The organism is Coleofasciculus sp. G2-EDA-02 (assembly GCF_040226375.1).
GTDB lineage: Bacteria > Cyanobacteriota > Cyanobacteriia > Cyanobacteriales > Coleofasciculaceae > Coleofasciculus.
The window spans coordinates 1-24547 of record NZ_JAVKEW010000192.1 but is presented as its reverse complement, the minus strand read 5'-3'; the positions used below and the strand labels follow the sequence as shown (position 1 = coordinate 24547).

Sequence of the window (24547 nt, the reverse complement as noted above, 5' to 3'; positions counted from 1 at the left end):
AATTGATTAATTGGGTCTAAGACCTCTTCGTTTACGAAGAAATTAAAAAAGATTTTCCTTAATTTCAATCCTCTTCTTTTAAGGAGAGGTCATTATCCATTGTTCATTATCCATTGTCAATTTGTGAAGATTTGAGCAATTTCCAATCCCTAATCTGGTGCGGGTAATAGTACAGTAAACACACTCCCTTGATTAAGTTGCGATCGCACAGTAACTTGACCCCCCATTCCTTCTACCAGGGTTTTCACTATCGATAAGCCTAAACCTGTTCCTCCTGGGGAACGAGCGCGATTCTCATCCCCGCGATAGAATCTTTCAAAGATGCGGGATTGCTGCGCTAAGGGGATACCTTGTCCGCGATCGCACACCTGAATCCTTACCTGTTCCCCCTGTTGGTCTAATTTTACCCTTACAGGTTGGTTTGGGTCTGAATATTTTACCGCATTGTCAATTAAATTCAGCAACACTTGCTTGAGGCGATCGCGATCGGCTAACACTTCAATCACTCCACTCCTGGTATCATTATCAATCACTCGATGACTATATTGTACTGCCATTTCTACGACTTCGGCGACCAAATCATTAAGCACAAACGGTTCTAAATAAAAATGCATTCTGCCATGATCAACTCGTGCTAAGTCCAATAAATCTTGTAATAATTGAACCGTCCGATCCGCTTCTGAGGCGGCAATTTCCAAGGCTTCTTGCTGAGGAGGCGTTAAGTTTTTTCCGCGCCGTAATATACTTTGCAGATATCCCGAAACAATCGTTAATGGAGTTCGCAATTCATGAGAAACATTACTCACAAATTGCCGCTGTTGTTCCCACGCCTCAAACAAGCGACTTAACATATTATCAAAGGTTTGCGCTAATTCTCTCACCTCACTCGGCGCTTTATCCAGATGCAGCCGCGCTTGTCCTAAATCTTTAGCCGAAATGGTTTGGGTGAGTTGACTCATTTGACATAAAGGTTGCAGCGATCGCTTAATATAAAATGAAATTGCCACAATCATGGCAGTAATTGATAGCAGGCTGGCAATACCCAAGGTGCGAATCAAACTCAAAAACATTTTTTGTTCGCTGGTAATATCTTTTGCCACATAAACCTTACCCAGCATTTCACCCTGCACTTGCAAGGGAGTCCCACAAGCTATCCAATACCGTCCGTTCACCCGATATAATTTAGGGATTAGTGGTATCTGTGAGGACAACAAACGAGTCGTTGGATCAAGCTGCAACGCTGACGATTGAGCCGGAATTGATCCATCAGAACGACGCACCCATAACAGCGTATCCCCCGTAGTCAGGTTCTCAATCGCCTTTTGCATCCCTGTTTCTAGGGGCATCATCTCACTGTAAAGTTTTACATCATGGGGGAAGCGATCGCTAAGATATTGAATATTATGTTTTTGGGCTTTAATCAGGATTTGCTGCATCGACCAACTCGTCCAGATAGCAACAGCACTTAATCCCGTAATCGACACGGCGGCGATACCTACTGTTAATCGCACCTGGAGTGAAAAAGGGTCAAATCGGGGTAAGGCTTTACATAAGAATCTGAGCAGACGGCTGGGGAATTTCATCGGAGTTTTACTCGATCTATCAGCGTTAAATACATCCCATTTTAGAGTTGAGGTTTAGCTATTTCTATTCAAAAGGGATGCATTGGGGAAACTGGACTTACTTTCACTTAATCCGATGATCATTAAATAAAGATGATTTTTTCCTGATGGATAGATGAGTTTTATTCCTTATGTTGGGGAATAGGGAACGGCGAACGGGGAACAGTTCGTTTGTCTATAACTGCTATACCGTAGGGTGGGCAATGCCCACCAGCCTTTATTGAGGGCTTGCTGCACAACTCCCAAACCCTTAGCTATCAATGCTTTGAGTGGTATTGATATTTGCTCCTGTTCAAGGAAAAAGGGTTTATGTCCGCGTTGATTGGGGATATTAGATAAGGGAAATTACCTAAATGCGAGATCGCGTTTCTCCAGTCTGGTATCTTGGCACATAGATTGTTCTATTGATGACTCAGAAAATGAATTACAAAGACATCATCACCTTAGAAGCGGGGAAACGTGGCGGTAAACCCTGCATTTTAAGGGTGGGGCGAGTTCGTCTATCATAGTTATTCTGACCCTTAATCTTGAGTGAACCACAAGGCGATGAAATCAGGAATAATTTATCCGCATATCGAGAAAGCAGAGGGTGAATCAGCGCGGTTGCAACGGATACCCCGTGTGCGCGTCGCCCAGATTGTCATGGACTACCTAGCTTATGGTTGGTCAGTTGAGGAAATGTGTCGCCAACATCCTTATCTGAAACGCTCAGAAGCTCATGCAGCAATGGTGTATTATTTTGATCGCCAAGATGAAATTGAGGGTGAGATTCGCCAGGAATGGGAGCAAGCACAACAGGCAAAAACTCAAGCCTCCCCTTCTCCATTCTTTGTGCGGATGAAGGCAAGAGGGATTTTGTAAGTGAGTGTCGCACTATACATGGATGTTCATGTTCCTCAAGCCATTACAGATCAATTGCGCCGTCGGGGTGTAGATGTTCTTACCGCAATTGAAGACAATTCAGCCGAGTTAGCTGATGATGCACTTCTAGAACGTGCTGGTTCGCTGGGTCGAGTTTTGTTTACTCAAGATATTCGCTTTAAAGCATTGGCTGAGGATTGGCAACGTCAAGAACGACGTTTTGCTGGGTTGATATTTGGACATCAGTTAGGAGGTACGATTGGGCAGTTTGTGAAAGATTTAGAACTGATTGCTTTGGCGTCAGACTCTGGGGAATGGCTTAATGTTGTTGAGTATCTACCCTTTTAGTTGTGAGCAGTAGGAGGGTTTGACAAACACACTTCCCCGCAAGGGGATGGAAACCATGGAGCCTCCCCCCAGTTTTCTCCAGTCTGGTATCTTGGCACATAGATTGTTCTATCGATGACTCAGAAAATGAATTACAAAGACATCATCACCTTAGAACCGGGGAAACGTGGCGGTAAACCCTGCATTCGAGGAATGCGAATCACTGTCTATGATGTTTTGGAATACCTCGCTTCCGACATGAGCCAAGAGGAAATTCTAGAAGACTTTCCCTATCTGACTAAAACAGATATCCTTGCTTGTCTTTGGTTTGCTGCTCAACGCGAACGCCTTACTGTTACCATTCAACCGTGAAACTCCTGTTTGATCAAAACCTTTCTCCTCGTTTGGTAACAAAACTGACTGATTTGTATCCAAATTCTGCCCACGTCGATACATTAGGCTATAGGAACATCTTCAGACCGAGATGTTTGGGAATATGCTAGACTCAACAATTTCATGATTGTTACTAAAGATGCCGACTTTAGTGAGTTGAGCATTCTCTTGGGAACTCCGCCTAAAGTCATTTGGATTCGTCGGGGCAATTGTTCCACTAACGATATGGAAAAACTACTAAGAGATAATTACAGCGACATCAACGCCTTTAGCAATGATCTAAACGTAGGTGTGTTGACCCTATTTTAAGCCGATTAAGGGGACGGTATTGATCACAATTCTTTGGGTTTCAGACATTTTCTAAATAGGTCGGTGGGCATTGCCCACCCTACTGATACCAAATCCGGGTTAGCTACCCCCGTTATAACCTAGTCCGCGCAGGCGGACTTTGTTTGTGTAGCAGCGATTTCAATCGCCGTGGAAAAAGGGGGTGATAAAGGTGGATTTGGTATGATAGTATCATAGCTACATCATGGTAGGGGCACGGCATTGCCGTGCCCCTACTTAACGCTCAACGCTTCAGATGTTCTTCTAACAATTGTTGGGCGCGAGGCTTATAAATGAGATAAAACAACGCCTCAATATAGCGCAGCAAATCCTCCCGCTTTTCTTTAGAGGTATAATTCCAAAAGCCATAAATCCGCGCCAAGGATAGGAGTCTGCTAGTGTGAATCTTCCAGGTATAGGTACTATACACCCGTTCCATTCCCCGATTTGAAATCTCCAACCAATAATCTGGATTTTGTTCACATTTGGAGAGAAAATCCAAAATCTTATCAGCCGTTTCTTCCAGGTTCGTGGGATTAATTAAGAACCCATTCACCTTATCCTGAATAATTTCCAACGGTCCGCCAAACTGCGTCCCAAAGGTTGGCAACCCCGAAATCATGGCTTCCAAAATTGTCAAACCGAAAGCTTCAAACAGCGCAGGCTGGACAAAAATACCCCGGTGATCCGCAATCACCCGATAGATTTCCCCAGAATCCCGCTTGGGTAAGCGCACGCCTAACCAACGAATCTTACCGTGTAAATTATATTCGTCAATGAGTCGATAGAGTTTAACGATTTCATCCTTTTCTTCGTTATCCGTTGATTCTTCCGTGCGTAATTTCCCGGCGACTAAAATCAGGTTACACTGCTCTTGTAATGCTTTACTCTTGCCAAAACATTCAGTTAAACCCGTCAGATTTTTAATCCGGTCAAGACGCGCAATGGAAAACAGGGGGCGCTTTTTCGGGTCATCCAATGTACCATAGACTTGAGACGAATCATCTAAGGTAAAGATTAAGTCCTCTAAGCGTTCACAATCGCGAGGAACCCGATCCTCGGTACGGGTGTAAGGGAAGTAAACCTGTTCATTCACTCCCGGCGGTACAACATTAAATTTGGGTGAAAATAACTCAATCCCATTCACAACATGATACAAATCCGGCATCGTGAAATTCTGGTAAGATTCATACTGACCCACACTATCCGGCTTCCCCACAATCTCCTGATAGGTACTGCTGATAATAAAGTTTGCCGCATTCATGGCAATCAAATCAGCGGTAAATTGGATAGAGAAATGATATTGGTTTTCTAATTCCTGCCAGTAGAGGTTACTGAATAGGTATTTAGATTTTTCTAAGGCGTGGGCAACAATACACTGAGTCACATCCATGCGGCGGGATAGGAGAAATGCCACCAAGTTACCATCGGAATAGTTACCGACAATGAAATCAGGAACCCCTTGAAATTCTGCCCGGAGTTCTTTTTCTGCATCAATGGCGTAGGTTTCCAGATAGGGCCAAATCTCAAAGCGAGAAATCCAGTTATGGGTATAGTTAGGGTTAAATTCTCGGAAGGGAACGCGCAATATCCAAGCATTATCTGTACCATGAACTTTTTCTAAGCGTTCATTACAGCGCGTGCCATCATTGTTGGGAATTAAACGGGAAAGGATGATCACTTTTGGCTTGACATTCAACAACTCTAAGCCGGCGAGTTTAATATCTTCTTGTAGCTGCTTTTCTAAACTCCGCGCTTGATCCAGAACATAAACGACTTGACCCCCTGTATCGGGACGTCCTAAGACTCCTTCTTGTCCAAACCAACCGTGGATGGAGACTAAAACAATCCGAAAAATCATCGGGATGCGGGACAGAAATTTCTCAAGTCCCTGGTGATCGGGAGAATCAATTAGTTCATCGAGTATTTCTAGGGTTTCTCGGACTCGACTGGCGGTATTACCCCAACCCGCTTCAAACCCCATATCTTGTAGATTGAAGCGAAAGGTTTCGTAGGGTTCATTATCGGCGCGATCGCTAACAAAGCCGAGGGCTAGTTTCACCTGATCAGAAAGCTGCTGTTGGCTTTTAATCCGTCCGTTAATCAGCAGCTGAGTCCCTTGCACTTCATGGAGACTTAAGAAGTTGAATAACGATTCCTGCCATTGGCGGGGATCTTGAAACAGTTTACTCGAAAGAAAGCGATTTAGGAACTGGACACCCTTGCCAATGTTTTTGGAATCCCGAATGATTGGACTATAATCGTAAAATGGTTTAAAATCAAGTTCGAGGACATCCCCTTCATGGGGACGATAATGGTTGACGAAGCGATCGCGCACATCGAGCAGTTGTTGAACTGTGATCGGCTCAACTGTTAAGTCTTCCAGAACTTGAAACGCTTCTTGTTCGGCAATCTTGGGTCGGATGATCAGGTAGAGACTTTCCTCATCAAGAATAATTTCCTGAGTGTAATAAATCAGCCGTCCTAGATTAGACGAATGATAATAATACTCCGGTTTCTGCCGATCGGCGCAGTATTTACTAAAATCAGACAGAATATCGTTTCGCAGCAGATACCTCGGTCCTGACTGTTTTAATTGACTAGCAAATTGGCGCAAATCATTTCGTTCTTCACAATTGAGTACGTTCTGGATTAGATTGAGCATTACAACGTTCCAAGCGTTTTCTTCAAAATAAAGACTCCCGAAAAACGCCCTACTCCAAAGCGGTAACAGAAAAGTGACCACTTTTTTTTCGGGCGTGGGGTAGGAGGAGTAATTGAGCAGATCAGTTCATCAAAACCTTGCTGCACGAGTGTTTTATGGGGTTGAGCAACACAGGAAAATTTAGGCAATCCTTACAAGTCGTAAAGCTGCCCGTACTTTTGCCGGATATAACGGATGAATGGAGCGATGTGCAAATCAGCACCGGTGACGCCCTTGATTAATTCAGCCGCTGTGTACTTGCAACCGTGTTGGTATATGTTTTCTCTTAACCAATTATGCAATGTACTGAATTGTCCTTGCTCAATCTTAGCTAAGATTTCGGGATGAGCCGCGTTCGCGGCTTCAAAAAATTGGGCACTCATCAAATTGCCGAGGGTGTAGCATTGGAACATGCCACCAATTTGACTGGTATACCAGTGAACATCTTGCAGAACTCCATCAGTATCCGTTTCGGGGACAATCCCTAAATCTGAACGATAGCGTTCTTTCCACGCTTCTGGTAGGTCACGGACGGTTAAACTCCCTTCGAGCAATTGTAGTTCTAAGTCAAAGCGGATCAGGACATGGAGGTTGTAGGTAACCTCATCTGCATCGGTGCGAATTAGCGATCGCACGACTTTGTTGATAGCTCGATAGAATGTCTCTAAGGGAACCTCCTTGAGCTGATCGGGAAATGTGGCTTGTAGTTGGGGATAGAAGAATTGCCAAAAGCCGCGACTGCGCCCGACTATATTTTCCCACAGCCGCGATTGACTTTCATGAATACCTGCCGAGGTGCCACCGGCTAAGGGAGTTCCTTCTAAGGTTGGGCTAATGCCTTGTTCATACAAAGCATGACCCATTTCATGAATACTACTAAACAGCGCCTGTCCTAAGTCATTGTCGTAGACGCGAGTGGTAATCCGGACATCGTCTGTGGAGAAGTTGATCATAAAGGGGTGATGGGTTTGATCTTGTCGTCCCCGTTGAAAGTCATACCCCAACTGCTCAATGATTTTCAGGGTAAATGCCAACTGCTCTTGAGCCGGATAATGCTGATGCAAACAACTATCATCCGTCTCCTTTTGGGCGGTAATCGCTTCCACCATCGGCACCAATTCGTCTCGCAACTGGGTAAACAGCGATCGCAAAAAGCCAGTTTGCATACCATAATCCGCAAAATCAATTAACGGATCGGCAATATGATCGTACCCTGGGAAAAAGTTCGCCAATTCCCGACTCAACTCTAGGGTTTTTTCCAAATAGGGTGCAACCGCAGCAAAATTATTCTCCGGGCGTGCGGCTACCCATGCACCGTAGGTTTCTGTGCGATGGCGAGAGAATTTTGCCATAAACGTGGCGGGAACCCGCGCCGCCCGCTCATATTTGCGGCGGGTGACACGCAATAAACTGGCTTCGTCCGAGTCGTAGGGCAAACTGGCTTCTAGGGAGCTTAAGTCCTCTAGAAGCTGACCCATGGCTTCTTCAATAAATTTACTATGGGAAATTTGTTGCAATGTGGCTAGCTGTCGTCCGCGAGCAGCTGCACCTTTTGGCGGCATATAAGTTGCCTGATCCCAGTACAACAGAGACGCGGCGGCTTCGAGATCATTGATTTCACTCAGGCGGGTTTTCAGCTCTAGAAGTTGGGTTTCTGTCTTTTCGATAGTCTGCATGGTCGGTGGGTGATGCTGTAGTATGGGCTTGGATACATTGGTAGAAATGTTTCCCAGATTAGTAAATGTACACCTGACAATCGAAAAGGAGAATCTGTGTTAGGAAGTGCTTTAGGCTGAACTCTAGGCTCTGACGCTGACTCTGGTGCTTAACGACGGTCACTCAACGGCAATGGATACATCAGTTGGCTGACAGCGAAGGAAATGGCTAACCCTGATCGGCTGGAGCATGACAAAACTTATCTCTCTACCTTAATCCATTAAGCTTGAGACTTTGGCAGATCGACAAACCAATATTGTGCCATTTCTGGGCGACTTGTGCATTGGTCGCATAAGCTGTAGTTATCTGAAGTGAAGACAATATATCTGATTTAATCTAATTTAAGTTCAATGGCACGCTCAGATGAGGCTGGTGGGCATTGCCCACCCTACGGTATATCTTCCCCGGCTCCCCCTTAGGGTTGACGATAAAACTCTGGCATGGGTTCTTTTTCAATCCGATAGATTTTAAAGCCCCGTTTAATGCAATTATCTAGGGCGTAGGGGCTATCCAGATTGCTGGTATGAATCCAGAGGCGTTGCGTTCCTTTGTTCCAAGCATAAGCAATACCGTGGCTGAGTAAATGCTTGCCTAACCCTCGCCCTAGATAGTTTTCGCGCAAACCAAAATACACAATTTCTGTCGAGTAGAACCGCCCTGAAGGTCCTTCGCGACGCTTGACCAATTCAATGTATCCGGCTGGCGCACCATTGACATAGAGGATGTGAATACTGGTTTCAGAGGCAGTGAGAATGTCTTGCAGTTCTTCATCCGAGCAGGATAAGCGATCGCGCCAACGCCAGGGCTTACCCACTGTACTGTACAGGAAACGATAGAAGGCAACATCAGGCGTATCCATACACATCATTTTGATCCCCTCGGGGTAGTTGAGATACGCCGGACGGAATTGAGTCGGATCGGTCATCTGGAGATAGGTGATCACCAGAGTATCCGGAACAGGTGTGATGGGAAGAGATTTCAAAGACACCGGAATTTGAGTGCTGTTGGGACATGTTGCCGCCTGAGAAACCGATACAGCCATCGCGATTCACAATCTGCTTAACTATTAAAAACGTTGGGCGATTTGACCGATGGGGCAGCAGTTTATGACTTACACTGTATTCTACGGTGGAATGATTAAGGATGGCTCCTGCTGCTTGTTGTCGAGGTCACCTTTCCACGGCTGCTAACACCAAGTTGATATCACTATCGTGAAACGGGAGTATGGGGTACAGAGGCTGTCCGTTCAGACAACGCTATTTTACCCATCCCTGACTCTCTTACAACCCCACTTACCCCAATTTTACGTCTATTTTTCTCCCCGTGTAATCTTCTGCCTTGTCTATTCGTACTTCTTTGATAACTTATCAGTCGATGATTTTTTTTTAAGTATAGACAAATACATTCTACCTTAACCTAATCCCTGTTTTCGCCTAAAGTCCATTGGATTTGCTGGAATTGAGGCAATTGCAGTCAAACCCGGATTGAACTTTAGGCGGTTATTTTGTGATCGGCAACCCATGATCACGGCTCATCGATCACCAGACACTGTTGATACCGATCACTGCTTAGTGAATATCGTGAATGTAGTCTTGCAACGCTTTCACATCCAAAGGCTGAGACTTCAATGAACGAATTGCCCCGGCTGTTGCCTTTGCACCAGCAATCGTGGTAACAATTGGGATTTTGTAAGCCAGTGCGGTACGCCGAATTAAACGACCATCGGCTTGGGCATCTTCTCCGGTTGGGGTATTAATAATCAACTGAATCTGCTTATTCTTAATCGCATCCAAAACATGGGGACGCCCTTGGTGCAGTTTCAGGATTAAATCAACGGACAACCCCTGATCCTGGAGGGCTTGGCGTGTCCCTTCCGTGGCAATAACATTAAAGCCCAAGTCCATCAAGTCTTGAACCACTGGGACAACATTGGTTTTATCCCGGTTATTGGTGGAGACAAAGACAGTACCCGAAAGAGGTAAAAGCTGACCGGCGGCTAATTCTGCCTTGGCAAATGCCTTACCAAAGTCTGTATCAATGCCCATCACTTCACCCGTAGACCGCATTTCCGGTCCAAGGATAACATCAGTACCAGGGAATTTATCAAAGGGCAAGACGGCTTCTTTGACCGCAATGTGCTGGAGTTCAGGTTCCTGGGTTAAACCTAGGGCTTCTAGGGTTTCTCCTGCCATAATCCGGGAAGCAAAAGCCGCGAGAGGGACACCCGTTGCTTTGGAGACATAGGGAACGGTACGCGACGCCCTAGGGTTGGCTTCTAAGATATAAACGGTTTCCCCTTGAACGGCAAACTGGATATTCATCAACCCGATAACTTTCAGCGTTGTGGCTAATTGATGGGTACTGGTGCGAATGGTTTCCATTGCCGTGGGGCTCAGGGAAATAAAGGGAATGGAACAAGCCGAGTCACCGGAGTGAATGCCAGCTTGTTCGATATGCTCCATAATGCCACCAATCACCACTCGACCGGTATGATCTGCGATCGCGTCTACATCGACTTCAATGGCGTTTTCCAAGAACTTGTCAATCAGAATCGGGTGTTCCGGTTCAACCTGTACCGCAAAGGTCATATAACGTTCCAACTCTAGGTCAGAATAGACAATTTCCATTGCCCGTCCACCGAGGACGTAGGAGGGACGCACAACCACCGGGTAGCCGATGCGCTTGGCGATGTTTAACGCCTCCTCATAACTGCGGGCGATGCCATTGGGAGGCTGTTTGATATCCAGTTGGCGCAGGATTTTCTCAAAGCGTTCCCGATCTTCGGCAATATCAATGGAGTCGGGAGAGGTGCCCCAGATTTTTGTGGGGAGTACAGCTTGGATTTCTGGACGGTTTAAAAATTCTTGCAGGGGAACGGCTAGTTTGAGTGGGGTTTGACCGCCAAACTGGATGATAATCCCTTCAGGCTTTTCGGTTTCAATGATGTTGAGGACATCTTCTTTCGTCAGGGGTTCAAAGTAAAGCCGATCGCTGGTGTCGTAGTCGGTGGAAACGGTTTCTGGGTTGGAGTTGACCATAATCGTCTCAAACCCTTCTTTGGCGAGGGAGTAAGCGGCATGACAGCAACAGTAGTCAAATTCAATTCCCTGTCCAATCCGGTTGGGTCCACCGCCCAGAATCATCACCTTGCGCTTATCGGAGGGGATGACTTCGGTTTCTTCTTCGTAGGTGGAATAGTAATAGGGGGTTAGTGCTTCAAATTCGGCGGCGCAGGTATCTACGACTTTGTAAACGGCGACAACCCCAAGTTGCTTCCGGTATGCCCGCACCTCATCCTCGGTTGTTTTGGTCGCGAAGGCAATTTGGCGATCGCTATAGCCTTGACGTTTTATATCCCAAAGATTCTCTTTTGTCAAGCTTTTTAAGGGAGTGCGCTTGAGGAATTTTTCAGTTTCGAGTAAATCAGCAAACTTATCGAGAAACCAAGGGTCAATACTCGTGAGTTCATAAATTTCTTCGACGGTCATACCTAATTGTAAGGCGTGACGCAGGGTAAAGATGCGGTCTGGGTTGGGTGTACGTAAGCTAGAACGCACTTGTTCGAGGGAGGGAAGTTTTTCGACGCGATCGCATCCCCAGCCGTAGCGTCCGATTTCCAAGGAACGTAGGGCTTTTTGGCAGGATTCTTGGAACGTGCGCCCAATTGCCATGGCTTCTCCCACAGACTTCATCTGGGTGGTGAGTACGGGTTTGGCGTTGGGGAATTTTTCAAAGGTAAAGCGGGGAATTTTGGTGACTACATAGTCGATAGTGGGTTCAAAGGAGGCGGGGGTTTTCTTGGTGATATCGTTGGGAATTTCATCCAAGGTGTACCCCACGGCTAACTTTGCCGCAAATTTGGCAATGGGGAACCCTGTGGCTTTCGAGGCGAGGGCAGAACTGCGGGAGACACGGGGGTTCATTTCGATGACAATCACGTCCCCGGTAACTGGATTGATGGCAAATTGAATATTTGAGCCGCCGGTTTCGACGCCAATCTCGCGGATAATTTGAATGGAGTAATCCCGGAGTCGCTGATATTCTTTATCGGTGAGAGTTTGGGCGGGGGCTACGGTAATCGAGTCGCCGGTGTGGACGCCCATGGGGTCAAGGTTTTCGATTGAGCAGATAATGACTACGTTATCGGCGAGATCCCGCATCACTTCTAATTCATATTCTTTCCATCCCAGCAGCGACTGTTCTACTAAGATTTGAGAGACGGGGGAGGCGTCTAACCCCGCTTGTGCCATTTCTTCGTATTCTTCCTGGTTATAGGCGATACCACCGCCTGTCCCGCCTAATGTATAGGCTGGACGAATAATTAGGGGGTAGCTGCCAATGTGTTGGGCAAGGGCTTTGGCTTGATCTAGGGTACTGGCGATTCCAGAGGGACAGACTCCGATACCAATGCGTCCCATGGCTTCTTTGAAAAGCTGGCGGTCTTCTGCCATTTCGATGGCATCGAGTTTAGCACCAATGAGCTCGACGCCGTATTTGTCGAGAACACCATTTTTTGCCAGGGTAACGGCAATATTCAGGGCAGTTTGACCACCCATTGTTGGTAATAGGGCGTCTGGTCGTTCTTTGGCAATCACCTTCTCCACAATTTCCGGAGTCAGGGGTTCGATGTAGGTGCGGTCTGCGGTTTCTGGGTCGGTCATGATTGTGGCTGGGTTGGAGTTAACCAGTACCACTTCGTAGCCTTCCTGCTGGAGGGCTTTACACGCCTGAGTGCCGGAGTAGTCAAACTCACAGGCTTGTCCAATAACAATGGGACCAGAACCCAAGATCAGGATTTTGTGAAGATCGTCGCGGCGAGGCATAGGTGTTGGTGATTGCGTGACTATTCGTGAATCCTGTTTATTTTATATGGTCTGAGGGAAATTCGTCGCGGCGGTTATGTTGGAGTTTGATGACTTGGGGGATTTGGGTAACACGGATGGCACGGATTGAATGACACTCAAAAGAAGTCTCACGATAACCAACGTGCGATCGCGAAACCCGAATACACGAATAGTACGCTCCTTAACGCTGGTGGGCAATGCCCACCCTACGATATGTGGGGGACACAGATTGACACAGAAAAGTAAATAATTTCCCCAACAATCGAATCATCTTTTTATCCTTTGCCACTTGAGAACTAGCGCTTCTGTGAAATCAGTGGGACTAACCTCTCACCCCCTACCGCTACCGTTCCACCAAATCAGAGAAATCAGTGTTACTATTTCAGATAAATCAGTAAATTTAGCCCAGGAATCGTCCGCGAAAGCGTCCACAATAGCAGGGCAATATAAGCAAGACCCAAACCCCACTGATACCAAGCCAAGGTCATAATAATACCGGGAACATGTTCCTCTCTCAGGCGAATATCATTAAAACCAAACTTAAGTAAATTATTAAAACTAAAATCATAATAATTTAGCCAATTCCCACGCCGAAAACTAAGCCAAAACTTGTACCATCGGCACTTAATAGCAGCAGTAAACTCAACCCCGCCCAGTGTAAAGCATCAATTAGCCAATGGCGCGATCGCACAGGGGTATCCTGGCGATTCATTAACTGGAAAAAGCTACCCACCAGTCGTCCCCACAATTGTTCCCGTCGCAACCGTTCCCGCAGATAATCTAAAGAATTGCCATCGGGAATTTGTTCTTGTTCGCGAAAGTTCCGGACTAAATTCCGCAGTACATCCTCATTGCCTTCGAGTCGAGGAACTGATAGAATTTTTCCCACATGACCGGCATCACCAAATAGTTTGGCTTCGTCGGAGTCAAAGGTCATCCCGGCGACATTAACATAAGCATTGGCGGAAAAGCGCGTATTACTCAAATCCATTTGATCCAGTAGACTCGCATCCCGCATTAAAATCGGTTGCTGAAACTGGCTTCCCCGCAGGCTAATAGACTTTTCCCACGTCGCCTCGTTTAGTAACAACGACTGAGTAAATCGACTCTTACTCAACAACGTGCGATCGCGCCAAATCACTTGGGAAAAATCTGCATCTTCTAGCCATTGGCTTCCGGTAAAATTGGCAAGCTGGACAAATTCCGCCTGACTAAAATTCCCCTTCCCATAAAATGTAGAACGACTAAAATCCGCCATCCCTTTAAACTCTACCTGAGTAAACCCAGCCTGATCAAAGAAGGTATCACCGCTGAAGTTAATATCTCGACCAAATGTAGTATTACTGAAATCAACGGACTGGCTAAAACTACTCCCTGAAAAATCCACTTCTTGGATAAACACAGCATCAGATACTTCTAAGCGTTGCAGAAAGAAAGTATTCGCGAAATTAATCGCACCACTGAGACGGGTTTGATTCAGTTTGAGAGTACCCCGAAAGACAGTAATTGAGGGAACTTGGTCTTTTGATTCGCTGATAAAGCGAGCATCTTTTGCCAATTGTGCTTGTTCTTTTTTAGTTAATAATGAGGGTAACGTGGCTTGAGAGAGGGCGGTTTGTAAGCCTAATTTGCTAGCCGTAAACTCTCCTTGAATCAAGGATTCACTTAAGTCTAAAGCCAGAGGAGTTTTAGAACGAGTTAGCTGGCTTTGCAGGTGTTGATAGAACTGATCTCGAAAGTCTGTATTCTCGTTGGTTAAGTCAATAACGAACTGGCGCAGATCAATCGTGGAAACGCCTTCGCTTTGAATCGGCGATTCTAGGCGTTCTTCCAGGAGTTCCAGGGTTAACGGTTGGCGTTCTGGGGTGGCGGCTAAGGCGGGTAGGGGAATCAGGAGTAGGAGAAATGTGAGCAGGAATCCGAGGAGTCGCTGGGGGAAATGGGGTAGGAACTGAATTCGGTTCAAGGCGATCGCATCATTAGAGGTTCGTTCAATTATTTTACCGGGTTAACCATCTCCAGATTTTATAGCAGAAGATAGAAGGTTTATTATTGGTATAATGACGAATGACAAATGACTTTTTTTAGGGTTGAACCTGCTTAAGTTTATTTTGGGCTGAGAGCAAAAGTTCTTGAGCTTTCGGGTAGGATGTTGTCCCAGATTGTACCTTATTGAGTTGATTAATAATACCCTGAAGCTGACTAAGGGTCAGATTCCGATCAATCGCCGCATCGGTAGGTGTGTTGGCGAGCAAACGTTGAATTTGACGTTGAGCTTCATCGAGGGCTTGTATTGATTCTGCCTCGGCTGAGGAGCGAGTTTGGATAATACCTAAATTCGTTTGATAAGTGGCAAGTAATTTTTGGGCTTCTAGATAACCTTGATCATCTAGGGGAACTTTTTCCAATCGCGCGATCGCTTGTTGCCAAAGTTTCTGGATTTGTTGCCATTCAGCGACAGTGTGGGGCGGATTTTGAGCCGATTTAGCCGCCGCAAAAGCAAATTCTTGAGCCGCACCAATCAGGGAACCGGTACGTTGGTTATCCGCCGCAAAGCCAACCACTTGCTGAAAGTCCCTTTGATAAGCGAGGAACTTGGTTTTCGCGGTTTGTCCGGCGAGGGTAGCTGAGGGGATTTGCTCTAATTGATCAATTGCTGAACGCCATTGTGCGATCGCGTTTTGTTTATCAGTTGGCGTTGCGGCTTGCTGGTACTGCTGTTTGGCTTGATTGAGTACAGTTTCGGCTTTCTCTAGTTCAATCTGAGCATTTTTCTCCTGGAATACCTTGGCTTCCATACGAGCGACGTTAGTACGAGCGCGTTCAAATTCATCGAAGGTGAATTTCCAGCTACAGTTAAATAAGCTACAGTAGAATTTGGGTTCGTAACCTAAGAACCAGACAGGTAATTGATCCAGATGAGTTTGGGCTAACTTAACTTTTTCTTCCCCTAAACTGAAATCTGCGGCACTGGTTGAATTATTAATCAGTTGATCGGCTTGTTCAACGTTGCGAATGGTTTGGCGATAGCTATGATCCATCTGGATATAACTGGGTAATATTAACAGTGGTGCTGTCCGCGCCACTGGACGCCGGATCATTGGATAAGGCAGATTAACCAGCCAAACAAAACCCGCCATACTCCCCAGGATTGCCCCTGTCCAAGCCATTTTACTAAGTAGTCCCGGCGGCTGATTAGCTTTTGCCGCTTTCTTGAGTTCTTTTTCACTGAATTGGGGTAACACATCCACAATCGCTTCTCGTAGTTCGGCTAATGAAGCGGGGGCACCGGGTTGCGATCGCAGTTTTTTTAACCGCTTGAGGACGATTTCTCGTTCTACCTGATTGACTGAGGAGTCTCCGGTGCAGTGGTGAACTTCTGCACAGAGAATTTTATAGGCGTGGTGATTGAGGCGATTCATGATGAAGATGCTCAAGATTATCTTCTAGTTTGGCAGACCCTTATCCCATTTGTCTAGCTACGGCGGCGGTTTCTTCTGTTGCCAATATCAGGGGTGCGATCTAAAGAGCTGTCATGAAAATTATCCACAAAGGGATTGAAACGATCTTGGCGAGGCGGAAGTTCATTTAATTTGGGTGAAGGTGCTTGATATTTGCTTATGATATCATGTCCGTCTAAACACTTATTCTTCTCTTCTTTGTTTCTACCTTCTGCCGTCTGCCTTGTGTGAGTATTCAACCGGATTTGATCGGATTTGATCGGACGCGATCGCTTGACAGGGTTTCGGTTTTGGGGGATAATTTTTTATAATGGGAAAATGTGCCCGCCTATAGACTCCTATTTGGCGTTTGAGGAAAGTCGGTAGGTTGGGAAAACCTCAGGAAAACTTCACGTTAATACTCATATCTTGCACCACTGGCGTTAAACCATCTTGGGTTGAAACCCCAGGAACTAAACCCTTACAGTTATCTCGCTGCCCGACGGCATCTCTAGTTTTAGTCCATTTTAATGGACTTCAGCTATAAGCCAAGAACTTGAGTTCTTGGCGGGTGTCGGGGCTTATTTTAAATTAGAAGACAATAATGCTGCCAGGGTTGTTTTAAACTGATTCAATTCAAACAATTCAATTGTTCTTTTTCGTAACCCTTCTGGATTATACACCATTTTATTCCCATAATGTCCTTGGATAATTTCAATGAGTTTGGTAGCAATATCCTCTACATCATTGGGATCAACTAAGCATCCTAATTCCCCACTAACCAGAGGTTGAACAGAACCATCTTGATTCCCGGCTAACACAGGTTTACCACAAGCTAATGCTTCTAAAAAGACAATGCCAAAGCCTTCCCCCTGACTGGGCATCGCAAACACATCACAGAGGTTATAATGATCGCATAATTCCTCATCTGTCAAAAATCCCGGCAAAGTCACGCAATCATCGAGGTTCAAGCTGGTAATTAAGGTTTGAATCCTCGGTCTATCATCACCTTTACCCGCGAGAATATAGTGAATATTGGGAATATGCTGACGAATTTTGACTAAGGCATGGAGAATTTGATCGTAGCCTTTATGCTGTGCCATACGACCCAGGCGAGCTACTGTTAATATTATCGGTTGATTGGGGGTTATATTATACCGTTGTAGTAAGTAAGTTGGTTTAGACTTTATCTGGAATTGTTTAGAATCAAAAGTATTAAATAATATATGAATTTTATCGGTATCAATATTTTGCTCTTTGATTATTCTCTGTCGTGTATATTCACTAACAGCAATGACTTTTTCGGCTCCCTGTAATACGAGTTTGTGGGATTTTCTTTCTGTAGACCAAACCTCGGTACCATGAGCAATGAACCAGTAAGGGACTCCATTTATTCGTTGAAGTATATAGCAAGCGATCGCATAGTTGATATGGGTAGATATTACTAAACTTGGACGCTGCCAAATGCCTTGTACAATTATTGTAATTGCCAAAAGTATAGTTTGTAGCAATCGGGGAAAATGTCCGAAATAGTGAAATTTAGTATGGGGTAGAAATTGGAGATTTTGCAGGTTTTTTGAATCGTTTTTATCATACTTGATGAAAATGTCATAATTGGCATCCGGATATAACTCTTGTAATGATTTGAGCAAGAAAGCTGAATAAACCTGCACTCCTCCCTTAAATTCAAAGATATTAGGGAATATGAGATAGAAATGATGGTTTTTTAATGGGTGTTGTTGAGTCATAGTAAAATCTAAATTTATTTGAGCGTTGGTTCAACTTTTATTCCTGATATAACTGCTAGGGATAAAAAATACAGCTCAATCGTTGTAAAGGTATAGTCTTCAATGAAAAAGTCAAGCATTTGCGATGCTAAAAATAGAAGTATGATGACAGTGACAAAATTACTCGGCTTGAGATCCGATGCTATTTTCAACAAAAAACCAATAAATATTAGTAATCCAGGTATTCCCAGTTCTGTACCTATATTTAAAAATATATTATGGGCGTGAAAACCTTTGACACCAAAAACTTCTCTTCCTATATGTTCGGCAAAAACGCCTAGTCCTATGCCTGTTATTGGTTGTTTAGTCATTTCACTAATAGCCGCTTTCCATAAAGCTAATCTCGACAAAGCTGTTGATTTGGGATTTGATATTTTTGTTTCAAGGGAACTCGGGTTGGAAAAGTTTTGATTCAATAGCTCAAATCCAGGCAATATATTAGAATTAACGAGTCCTAGTTTATAATTAGCCGGGGGATACAATAAAATACAAATAACTAACAAGAAAGACAACGAAATAAACTTAATGTTATTGATTATTTTTGTTCCCCTAAGTAGAACTAAACCTAAAATAAACACTAACCAGGCATTTCTGCTTGTAGAAATTGCTAGGGAAATAACTAACAGGACTTCGCTGATATATAAGTAAATTGTAGAAATAACTTTTTTCTGGTATAGAATCAGAGTCAAACTCGCGCCTATCGCCATTAAAACGCCAAACTGATTTGGGTTTTGCATGATTGAACCAATCTGAGGATGGAAGCTAGGATACTTTAACAGTCTAAACATCCACATTTTGGGGAAGACTATTTCTACCAAACCTAAAATAGCTATGACTTGTATTATAACTAATAGAGTTAGGCAGTAATATTTGATGCTTTTCGGTTTGGGAAAGTTTAGGCTTAAAAAAGCAATAAATATGAAAAAATAATCGGTGTATTTTATCGTGTAAGTTAGGGCAGTGGTGGGGAAATTGCTAAAAAATGCACAGACCCAGATCCAGATATATAATAATCCAATAGCTGCCAATATTTTTGGGTGAGCAATCCAAAATTCTTTTAGGCTTTTTAGGTTCAAAAGAATTAATAGAGTGGAAAATAGAGGAATCAAGAGATAATGGATACTCAGGCTAAAAGAACTAAAATAAGTGAATTTTACCCGACTCAGGAGAGATGAAAGTAGCAAACCTACATAACATATCTTTATGACGATATTTTCTTTTTCTGGTTTAGTAATCATTTTTAGCGTTTAATAAGATGCATTAGGCATGATTAGAGTCATTATAATTCCTTTTATCTCGATCTTGCCGTAATGCACCACTATACCTTGCCTAATTTATAGGAAAAAAAGGTGGGCATTGCCCACCCTACATGATTACTGCAACTGTTCAATTAACTGACGTTTTGCCGTATCCAAGGCTTCCGGTAACTTACTAGCGTCTCGTCCCCCAGCTTGGGCTAAATTGGGACGTCCCCCACCGCCACCGCCACAAAGTTTGGCAATTTCACCAATAAATTTACCCGCTTGTAGTTTCTTGTCTTTCTGGACTTTGGTGCTAAACGCCGCGACTAAACTAACTTTTCCTTCTGTAGGAGATGAACCTAAAATAACCGCACTTTCGCCCAATTTTTGCTGAAGTCGTTCCGCTGCGGTTTTCAGGGCGTCAGGTTCAATGTCTCCTAGATTTGCCACTAAAACCTTGAACTCACCCACCGATTCAGCTATACTCAATAACTGATCAGATTTGGCTAAAGCCAATTCTTGTTTCACGGCGTCTAATTCTTTCTGAGAGGCTTTGAGTTCGTTCTGGATATTGGTAATTCGATCAGGGATTTCTTCGGGTTTGACTTTAAAGCGATCGCATAATTCTTTGACCACTTTATCCCGCAGGTTCAAATAATCCAATACCGCAGGACCGGCTACCGCTTCGATGCGCCGAATACCGGAAGCAACCCCCGTTTCAGAGACAATTTTAAATACACCAATTTCAGCCGTGTTATTCACATGAGTCCCCCCACAGAGTTCCATAGAAACACCAGGGAAATCGATAACCCGTACCTCCGAAGCATACTTTTCCCCAAACATCGCGATCGCACCTTTTGCCTTGGCATCTGTAAGGGACATTATAGCGACATCTGCGCCATGAGCTTCAGCAATCCAAGTATTAATTTGCTCCTCAATTTGTGCCAATTCCTCTGCAGTCAGGGAACGGGAACAATGGAAGTCAAACCGCAGGCGATCAAAAGCGACTAAGGAACCGGCTTGGGAAATAGACAGATCAACAATCTTTTTCAGCGCCGCTTGTAATAAATGAGTCGCCGTATGATTCGCTTGGAGGCGACGGCGACAGGCGCGGTCAATTTGAGCGGTAACGGTATCCCCCAGATTTATCATTCCCCGTTCCACGCGACCAAAATGGACAAAGAAGTCGGATTCTTTCTTGACATCTTCAATCCGTACCACTAAATTATCGCCCGACAAATAACCGCGATCGCCAATTTGCCCCCCGGATTCGGCATAGAAGGGGGTTTGGTCTAAAATAATCTGAACATCAGTACCAGATTCTGCTGATTCTACCGCTTTACCTTCGACTAATAAGGCTTCAACCTGGGCGATAGAATGCGGTTCACTATACCCCAAGAACGTCGTGCCCTGGATATGTTCAGCTAACTTATCCAAGCTTCCCTGTACCGTCAAATCAATAGTTTCATGGGCATCTCTCGCCCGTTGGCGCTGCTTCTCCATTTCAATTTCAAAGCCTGCCAAATCTACAGTAATCCCTTGTTCTTCGGCAATTTCTTGGGTTAATTCTAAGGGGAATCCATGGGTATCATAGAGGGTAAAGGCATCCACCCCAGAAATTTGCTGGGGCTTTGTCGCCAGAATATCTGCCAATAATTTCTCGCCGTTTTCTATGCGTTTGAGGAATTGAGATTCTTCTCGTTGCAATTGAGCTTTAATCGAATCGTCCCGTTGTCGCACATTCGGATAGGCGTCTTCTGCCAGTGCGATCGCGCTTTCTGCAACTTGGGTGGTAAACTCGCCTTGGGCAATGCCAATTAACCGCCCATGGCGCACCACTCGCCGGATTAAACGACGCAGGATATAGCCGCGCCCATTATTCGAGGCGGTAACCCCATCAGCAATGAGATGAACCACGGCGCGAATGTGATCGCCAATCACTTTTAGGGATACTTTAGTCTTCTCGTCACTTTTGGCATAATCAAGTCCAGCAATCTCAGCAGCGGTTTTGATGATCGGGAAAATTAGGTCAGTTTCATAGTTATTGGGAACCTGCTGGAGGATTTGCGCCATCCGTTCTAATCCCAAGCCGGTGTCAATATTTTTATTTTTCAGGGGGGTAAGATTCCCCTCAACATCCCGGTTGTATTCCATGAACACCAGGTTATAGAACTCAATAAACCGGGTGTCATCTTCTAAATCGATAGCCTTGTCCCCTTTTTCCGGGTGGAAGTCGTAATAAATTTCTGAACAAGGACCACAAGGACCCGTGGGACCCGATGCCCAGAAGTTATCTTCTTCGCCCATACGCTGGATACGATGAGCTGGGATACCAATTTTATCCCGCCAGATGGCAAAGGCTTCGTCATCCTCTCGAAACACACTCACTATCAGGCGTTCTGGAGGTAATGCAAAGACTTTGGTGGATAATTCCCATGCCCACGCGATCGCTTGTTCTTTAAAATAGTCGCCAAAGCTAAAATTGCCCAGCATTTCAAAGAAGGTATGGTGTCGCGCCGTGCGTCCCACATTCTCTATATCATTGGTGCGGAGACATTTTTGCGAGGTGGTGGCGCGGGAAAATTCCGACTGGCGTTGTCCCAGGAATATCGGTTTAAAGGGTAACATCCCGGCGATGGTGAGTAACACGGTGGGATCTTCGGGGACTAAGGAAGCCGACGGCAAAACCTGGTGTTGCCGTTTTTCGTAGAATTCCAGGAACGTTTGTCGGATTTGGTTACCGCTGAGGGATTTGGGAGATTTGGGCATGGTGTTTAACGATGAGACTAGGATCGGATTTTGGATTTTAGACGCTTAGACTTATCCATCCTAGAGATAACAAGGTTTATCGGTTCAATTGTGATCTATTTTTACTTATGTTATCGATTGTTGCAGGGTTTTTGCTTCTCATCCCGGTTTCAGCCGACGCCAGGGGGGGCGGTTTAAACCGCAGCTACACAAACAAAACCCGCCTGCGCGGGTTTCCACACCCCTCTTTTCGTGGAGCGTAAATCCTGAATGACTGATTCCACAGTATCAGCTTCTGTAGGGGCGGGTTTGACTACTATCTTTTCCGTTGCACCCCAATGTGACTAAACCCGCCCTGTTTATTGTGAGAAAAGGGCGACCCAATCCTCTGTAGGGGCGGGTTTTACTACTATCTTTTCCGTTGCACCCCAATGTAACTAAACCCGCCCTGTTTCTCTAGTTGTTAATTTATGCAAACAAGTCGCTCCGACAAGAGGTTTAACGATAGATTGCTTGATCAATAGTTGCTCGAAAAAATGCCCCTTCTGACTCAAAGCGCTCACTACCAAAATGCCATCCACCCAACAAGCGAGTGGGGATAGTATAGCCGCAAAACGTTCCTTCTTCCTCTATAAAACCGCCAAAGTTTGCATAATGGAACTCAGCACCTTCAGGATTACCCCAACGCCTCAGATTGGCACTCTCCAACCGCCCTTGATTATCAATCGTGAGGATAAGTTCTGTACTCTCCCCAAATCGGGTTAAACTAGCATGGGCATGAACTGCATCTGATGCCGTCCAGGATACATCAGGTTGACATAGAACAGAGGGTAACCAAAAAAGTTCCCCCAGCATTCGCCCTACAGCCGATCGCGTAATATCCTCACCCGAAGCCGTTACCACCGGAAACAGCCCTAACAACTTCCACCGCATCGCCCCAACACCATCCACAAGCCGATCCGAACCCCAAATCGGTAAACCCTTCATCCGTACCGCCGCCCGCCAGATAAAACCTCGACGCCAACAGATGACTTGTTCTGCGGTAAAAGGAAGCCAACCCCGCAGTTTAATTTCGCCATGCATCCGCAGTCGCACCGCAGAAGCTAATTTCGTTCCTGGCGCGATCGCATGGTTCAGATAGCCTTGTACCGCATCAGGAAGCCCTACCAATTGATCGGGTTGAAAAACTTGCTCGCTAGGTGGCGTTGACTCCCATAACTCATCCAGGGAAACCGCTTTACTCATAGTTACCTTCAACCCCGATACTTAAAAACAATTGTCCGGATTAATCTTTAGAATCCAGTATTTATTGTCAGCGAAGCAAACCTATTCATCAGGTTCCTGGAGGAACGAGGAACCCTATTCTAATACTACACAAACCTTCCCTCTTCCCCAATTACTAATCACCAGGTTGCAATCCACCCAGTTATAAACCCAGCGCATCAAGTTGGTGTTTATAACGGCTAGTCCTGTTGAGATTGTACCAATGTCACATCAAAACTTATCCAGCCATCACCGAAAACTCACCCGACGCTCATTTCTCGTCCTTGGTGGTGCGGCTTTCGCCCAAGGGTTAGCACTTGTTTCTCCAGTCGCCGCCGAGTCTGTCAGTCTTCGGCGCAGTACGATTCTCGGAGTTCCCCTGTATCAAACCCACATTGATTTGACAAACCCAAATACCTTTATCGCCATTGGCTTAGCTAATAATTCCACTCTGGGAAATCATCAAGGGACGATTGGTGAGGAATCTTTTGGTAATATGGTTAGCCGCTATCATGCTGCTATCGTTGCGAATGGCACATTTTTTAGTAAGCAAGATCCAAAACGGCTGATGGGAAATATAGTATCAGCCGGGATGTTTCTTAAATACAGTCCCTGGGAAAATTATGGTACAACACTGGGATTGCGGGTGGGAAACCAACCGGAATTGGTGACAGCGCGAGTGGATGGAACACCTGATTGGGGTCAACATTGGTTTTCGCTGACAGGGGGACCTAGACTTTTGAGACAAGGGAAAGTTTGGTTAGCGCCGCGTAGTGAAGGATTTACTGATCCGCGTGTTATGGGTGTAGCGCATCGCTGTGCGATCGGGTTTCCAGCCAGTGGGAAAAAACTAATCTTGGTCACGTTTTTAGTTCCCTTACCTTTATGGCGAGAGGCGAAGGTAATGCGGGCAATTGGGTGTAGTGAGGCGATGAATTTAGATGGCGGAGCATCTAGCGCATTATACCACAGGGGGAGGATTTTGGTGAATCCAAAACGAACGCTCACGAACGCGATTGTGGTGTATGATTCTCATCATCCGGCACCAACATTTTTGCGAGAGACTTGGCAAAAGTTTCAACAGGGAGAACGACCGATCATTCCTCAGTTATTCAGAGTTTGAATGGTTTAGAATTCAAAAATTGACAATGGATAATGAACAATGGATAATGACCTCTCCTTAAAAGAAGAGGATTGAAATTAAGGAAAATCTTTTTTAATTTCTTCGTAAACGAAGAGGTCTTAGACCCAATTAATCAATTGTCAATTATCAA

Annotated in this window: 16 protein-coding genes and 2 pseudogenes; 6 read left to right on the top strand and 12 right to left on the bottom strand. The window is 45.1% G+C overall.

The genetic code is table 11. The features are described from left to right. Positions 1 to 149: 149 nt before the first annotated feature. Positions 150 to 1583 (bottom strand): HAMP domain-containing sensor histidine kinase, encoded by a 1434-nt coding sequence (locus tag RLO19_RS22685; protein ID WP_446359676.1) that lies wholly within the window; start codon positions 1581 to 1583, stop codon positions 150 to 152. Positions 1584 to 2168: 585 nt separating this feature from the next. On the opposite strand from RLO19_RS22685, the gene RLO19_RS22680 reads away from it, so the two are divergent. The 4 genes and pseudogenes from RLO19_RS22680 to RLO19_RS22665 all read left to right on the top strand — a co-directional run bounded on the left by RLO19_RS22680 (position 2169) and on the right by RLO19_RS22665 (position 3512). After that, positions 2169 to 2483: a DUF433 domain-containing protein gene (locus RLO19_RS22680; protein WP_446359675.1), complete on the top strand. Its 315-nt coding sequence runs from the start codon at positions 2169 to 2171 to the stop codon at positions 2481 to 2483. Continuing rightward, positions 2484 to 2831, top strand: a complete 348-nt coding sequence (locus tag RLO19_RS22675) for a DUF5615 family PIN-like protein (RefSeq protein ID WP_446359674.1) — start codon at positions 2484 to 2486, stop codon at positions 2829 to 2831. Between the two features lie 126 nt (positions 2832 to 2957). Then, positions 2958 to 3182 (top strand): DUF433 domain-containing protein, encoded by a 225-nt coding sequence (locus RLO19_RS22670; protein ID WP_446359673.1) that lies wholly within the window; start codon positions 2958 to 2960, stop codon positions 3180 to 3182. Next, positions 3179 to 3512, top strand: a pseudogene (locus RLO19_RS22665) (DUF5615 family PIN-like protein). The gene RLO19_RS22670 and the pseudogene RLO19_RS22665 overlap by 4 nt, the downstream one beginning before the upstream one ends. Positions 3513 to 3774: 262 nt before the next feature. On the opposite strand, the gene RLO19_RS22660 reads toward RLO19_RS22665, so the two are convergent. The 4 genes from RLO19_RS22660 to carB form a co-directional block, all read right to left on the bottom strand. Continuing rightward, positions 3775 to 6195 carry a sucrose synthase gene (locus RLO19_RS22660; RefSeq protein ID WP_446359678.1) on the bottom strand — a complete coding sequence of 807 codons (2421 nt, stop codon included), beginning with the start codon at positions 6193 to 6195 and terminating at the stop codon, positions 3775 to 3777. Between the two features lie 191 nt (positions 6196 to 6386). Next, positions 6387 to 7910 carry a carboxypeptidase M32 gene (locus RLO19_RS22655; protein WP_446359672.1) on the bottom strand — a complete coding sequence of 508 codons (1524 nt, stop codon included), beginning with the start codon at positions 7908 to 7910 and terminating at the stop codon, positions 6387 to 6389. 455 nt (positions 7911 to 8365) lie between these two features. Continuing rightward, positions 8366 to 8992 (bottom strand): GNAT family N-acetyltransferase, encoded by a 627-nt coding sequence (locus RLO19_RS22650; RefSeq protein WP_446359671.1) that lies wholly within the window; start codon positions 8990 to 8992, stop codon positions 8366 to 8368. A 526-nt stretch (positions 8993 to 9518) separates the two neighbouring features. Then, a complete protein-coding gene (gene carB, locus RLO19_RS22645; RefSeq protein WP_446359670.1) occupies positions 9519 to 12773 on the bottom strand; it encodes a carbamoyl-phosphate synthase large subunit in 3255 nt (1084 codons plus the stop codon). Positions 12774 to 12899: 126 nt separating this feature from the next. On the opposite strand from carB, the gene RLO19_RS22640 reads away from it, so the two are divergent. Next, positions 12900 to 13040: a hypothetical protein gene (locus tag RLO19_RS22640; protein WP_446359669.1), complete on the top strand. Its 141-nt coding sequence runs from the start codon at positions 12900 to 12902 to the stop codon at positions 13038 to 13040. 131 nt (positions 13041 to 13171) lie between these two features. Here RLO19_RS22640 and RLO19_RS22635 read toward each other — a convergent pair. The 7 genes and pseudogenes from RLO19_RS22635 to RLO19_RS22605 form a co-directional block, all read right to left on the bottom strand. Further along, a pseudogene (locus RLO19_RS22635) lies at positions 13172 to 13411 on the bottom strand (pentapeptide repeat-containing protein); the annotation flags it as partial. After that, positions 13369 to 14181 carry a pentapeptide repeat-containing protein gene (locus RLO19_RS22630; RefSeq protein ID WP_446359677.1) on the bottom strand — a complete coding sequence of 271 codons (813 nt, stop codon included), beginning with the start codon at positions 14179 to 14181 and terminating at the stop codon, positions 13369 to 13371. The pseudogene RLO19_RS22635 and the gene RLO19_RS22630, both read right to left, overlap by 43 nt. 697 nt (positions 14182 to 14878) lie before the next feature. Continuing rightward, a complete protein-coding gene (locus RLO19_RS22625; RefSeq protein ID WP_446359668.1) occupies positions 14879 to 16216 on the bottom strand; it encodes a hypothetical protein in 1338 nt (445 codons plus the stop codon). Between the two features lie 599 nt (positions 16217 to 16815). After that, positions 16816 to 17982 (bottom strand): glycosyltransferase family 4 protein, encoded by a 1167-nt coding sequence (locus RLO19_RS22620; protein ID WP_446359667.1) that lies wholly within the window; start codon positions 17980 to 17982, stop codon positions 16816 to 16818. Positions 17983 to 17996: 14 nt separating this feature from the next. Next, on the bottom strand, positions 17997 to 19259 hold the full coding sequence (locus tag RLO19_RS22615; RefSeq protein ID WP_446359666.1) for an O-antigen ligase family protein: 1263 nt from the start codon (positions 19257 to 19259) through the stop codon (positions 17997 to 17999). Between the two features lie 135 nt (positions 19260 to 19394). Then, a complete protein-coding gene (gene alaS, locus RLO19_RS22610) occupies positions 19395 to 22031 on the bottom strand; it encodes an alanine--tRNA ligase (protein ID WP_446359665.1) in 2637 nt (878 codons plus the stop codon). Positions 22032 to 22508: 477 nt separating this feature from the next. Next, positions 22509 to 23255: a DUF6544 family protein gene (locus tag RLO19_RS22605; RefSeq protein WP_446359664.1), complete on the bottom strand. Its 747-nt coding sequence runs from the start codon at positions 23253 to 23255 to the stop codon at positions 22509 to 22511. Positions 23256 to 23496: 241 nt separating this feature from the next. Between RLO19_RS22605 and RLO19_RS22600 the strand changes: the two genes are divergently transcribed. Beyond that, positions 23497 to 24396, top strand: a complete 900-nt coding sequence (locus RLO19_RS22600; protein ID WP_446359663.1) for a phosphodiester glycosidase family protein — start codon at positions 23497 to 23499, stop codon at positions 24394 to 24396. The last annotated feature ends 151 nt before the right edge of the window (positions 24397 to 24547 follow it).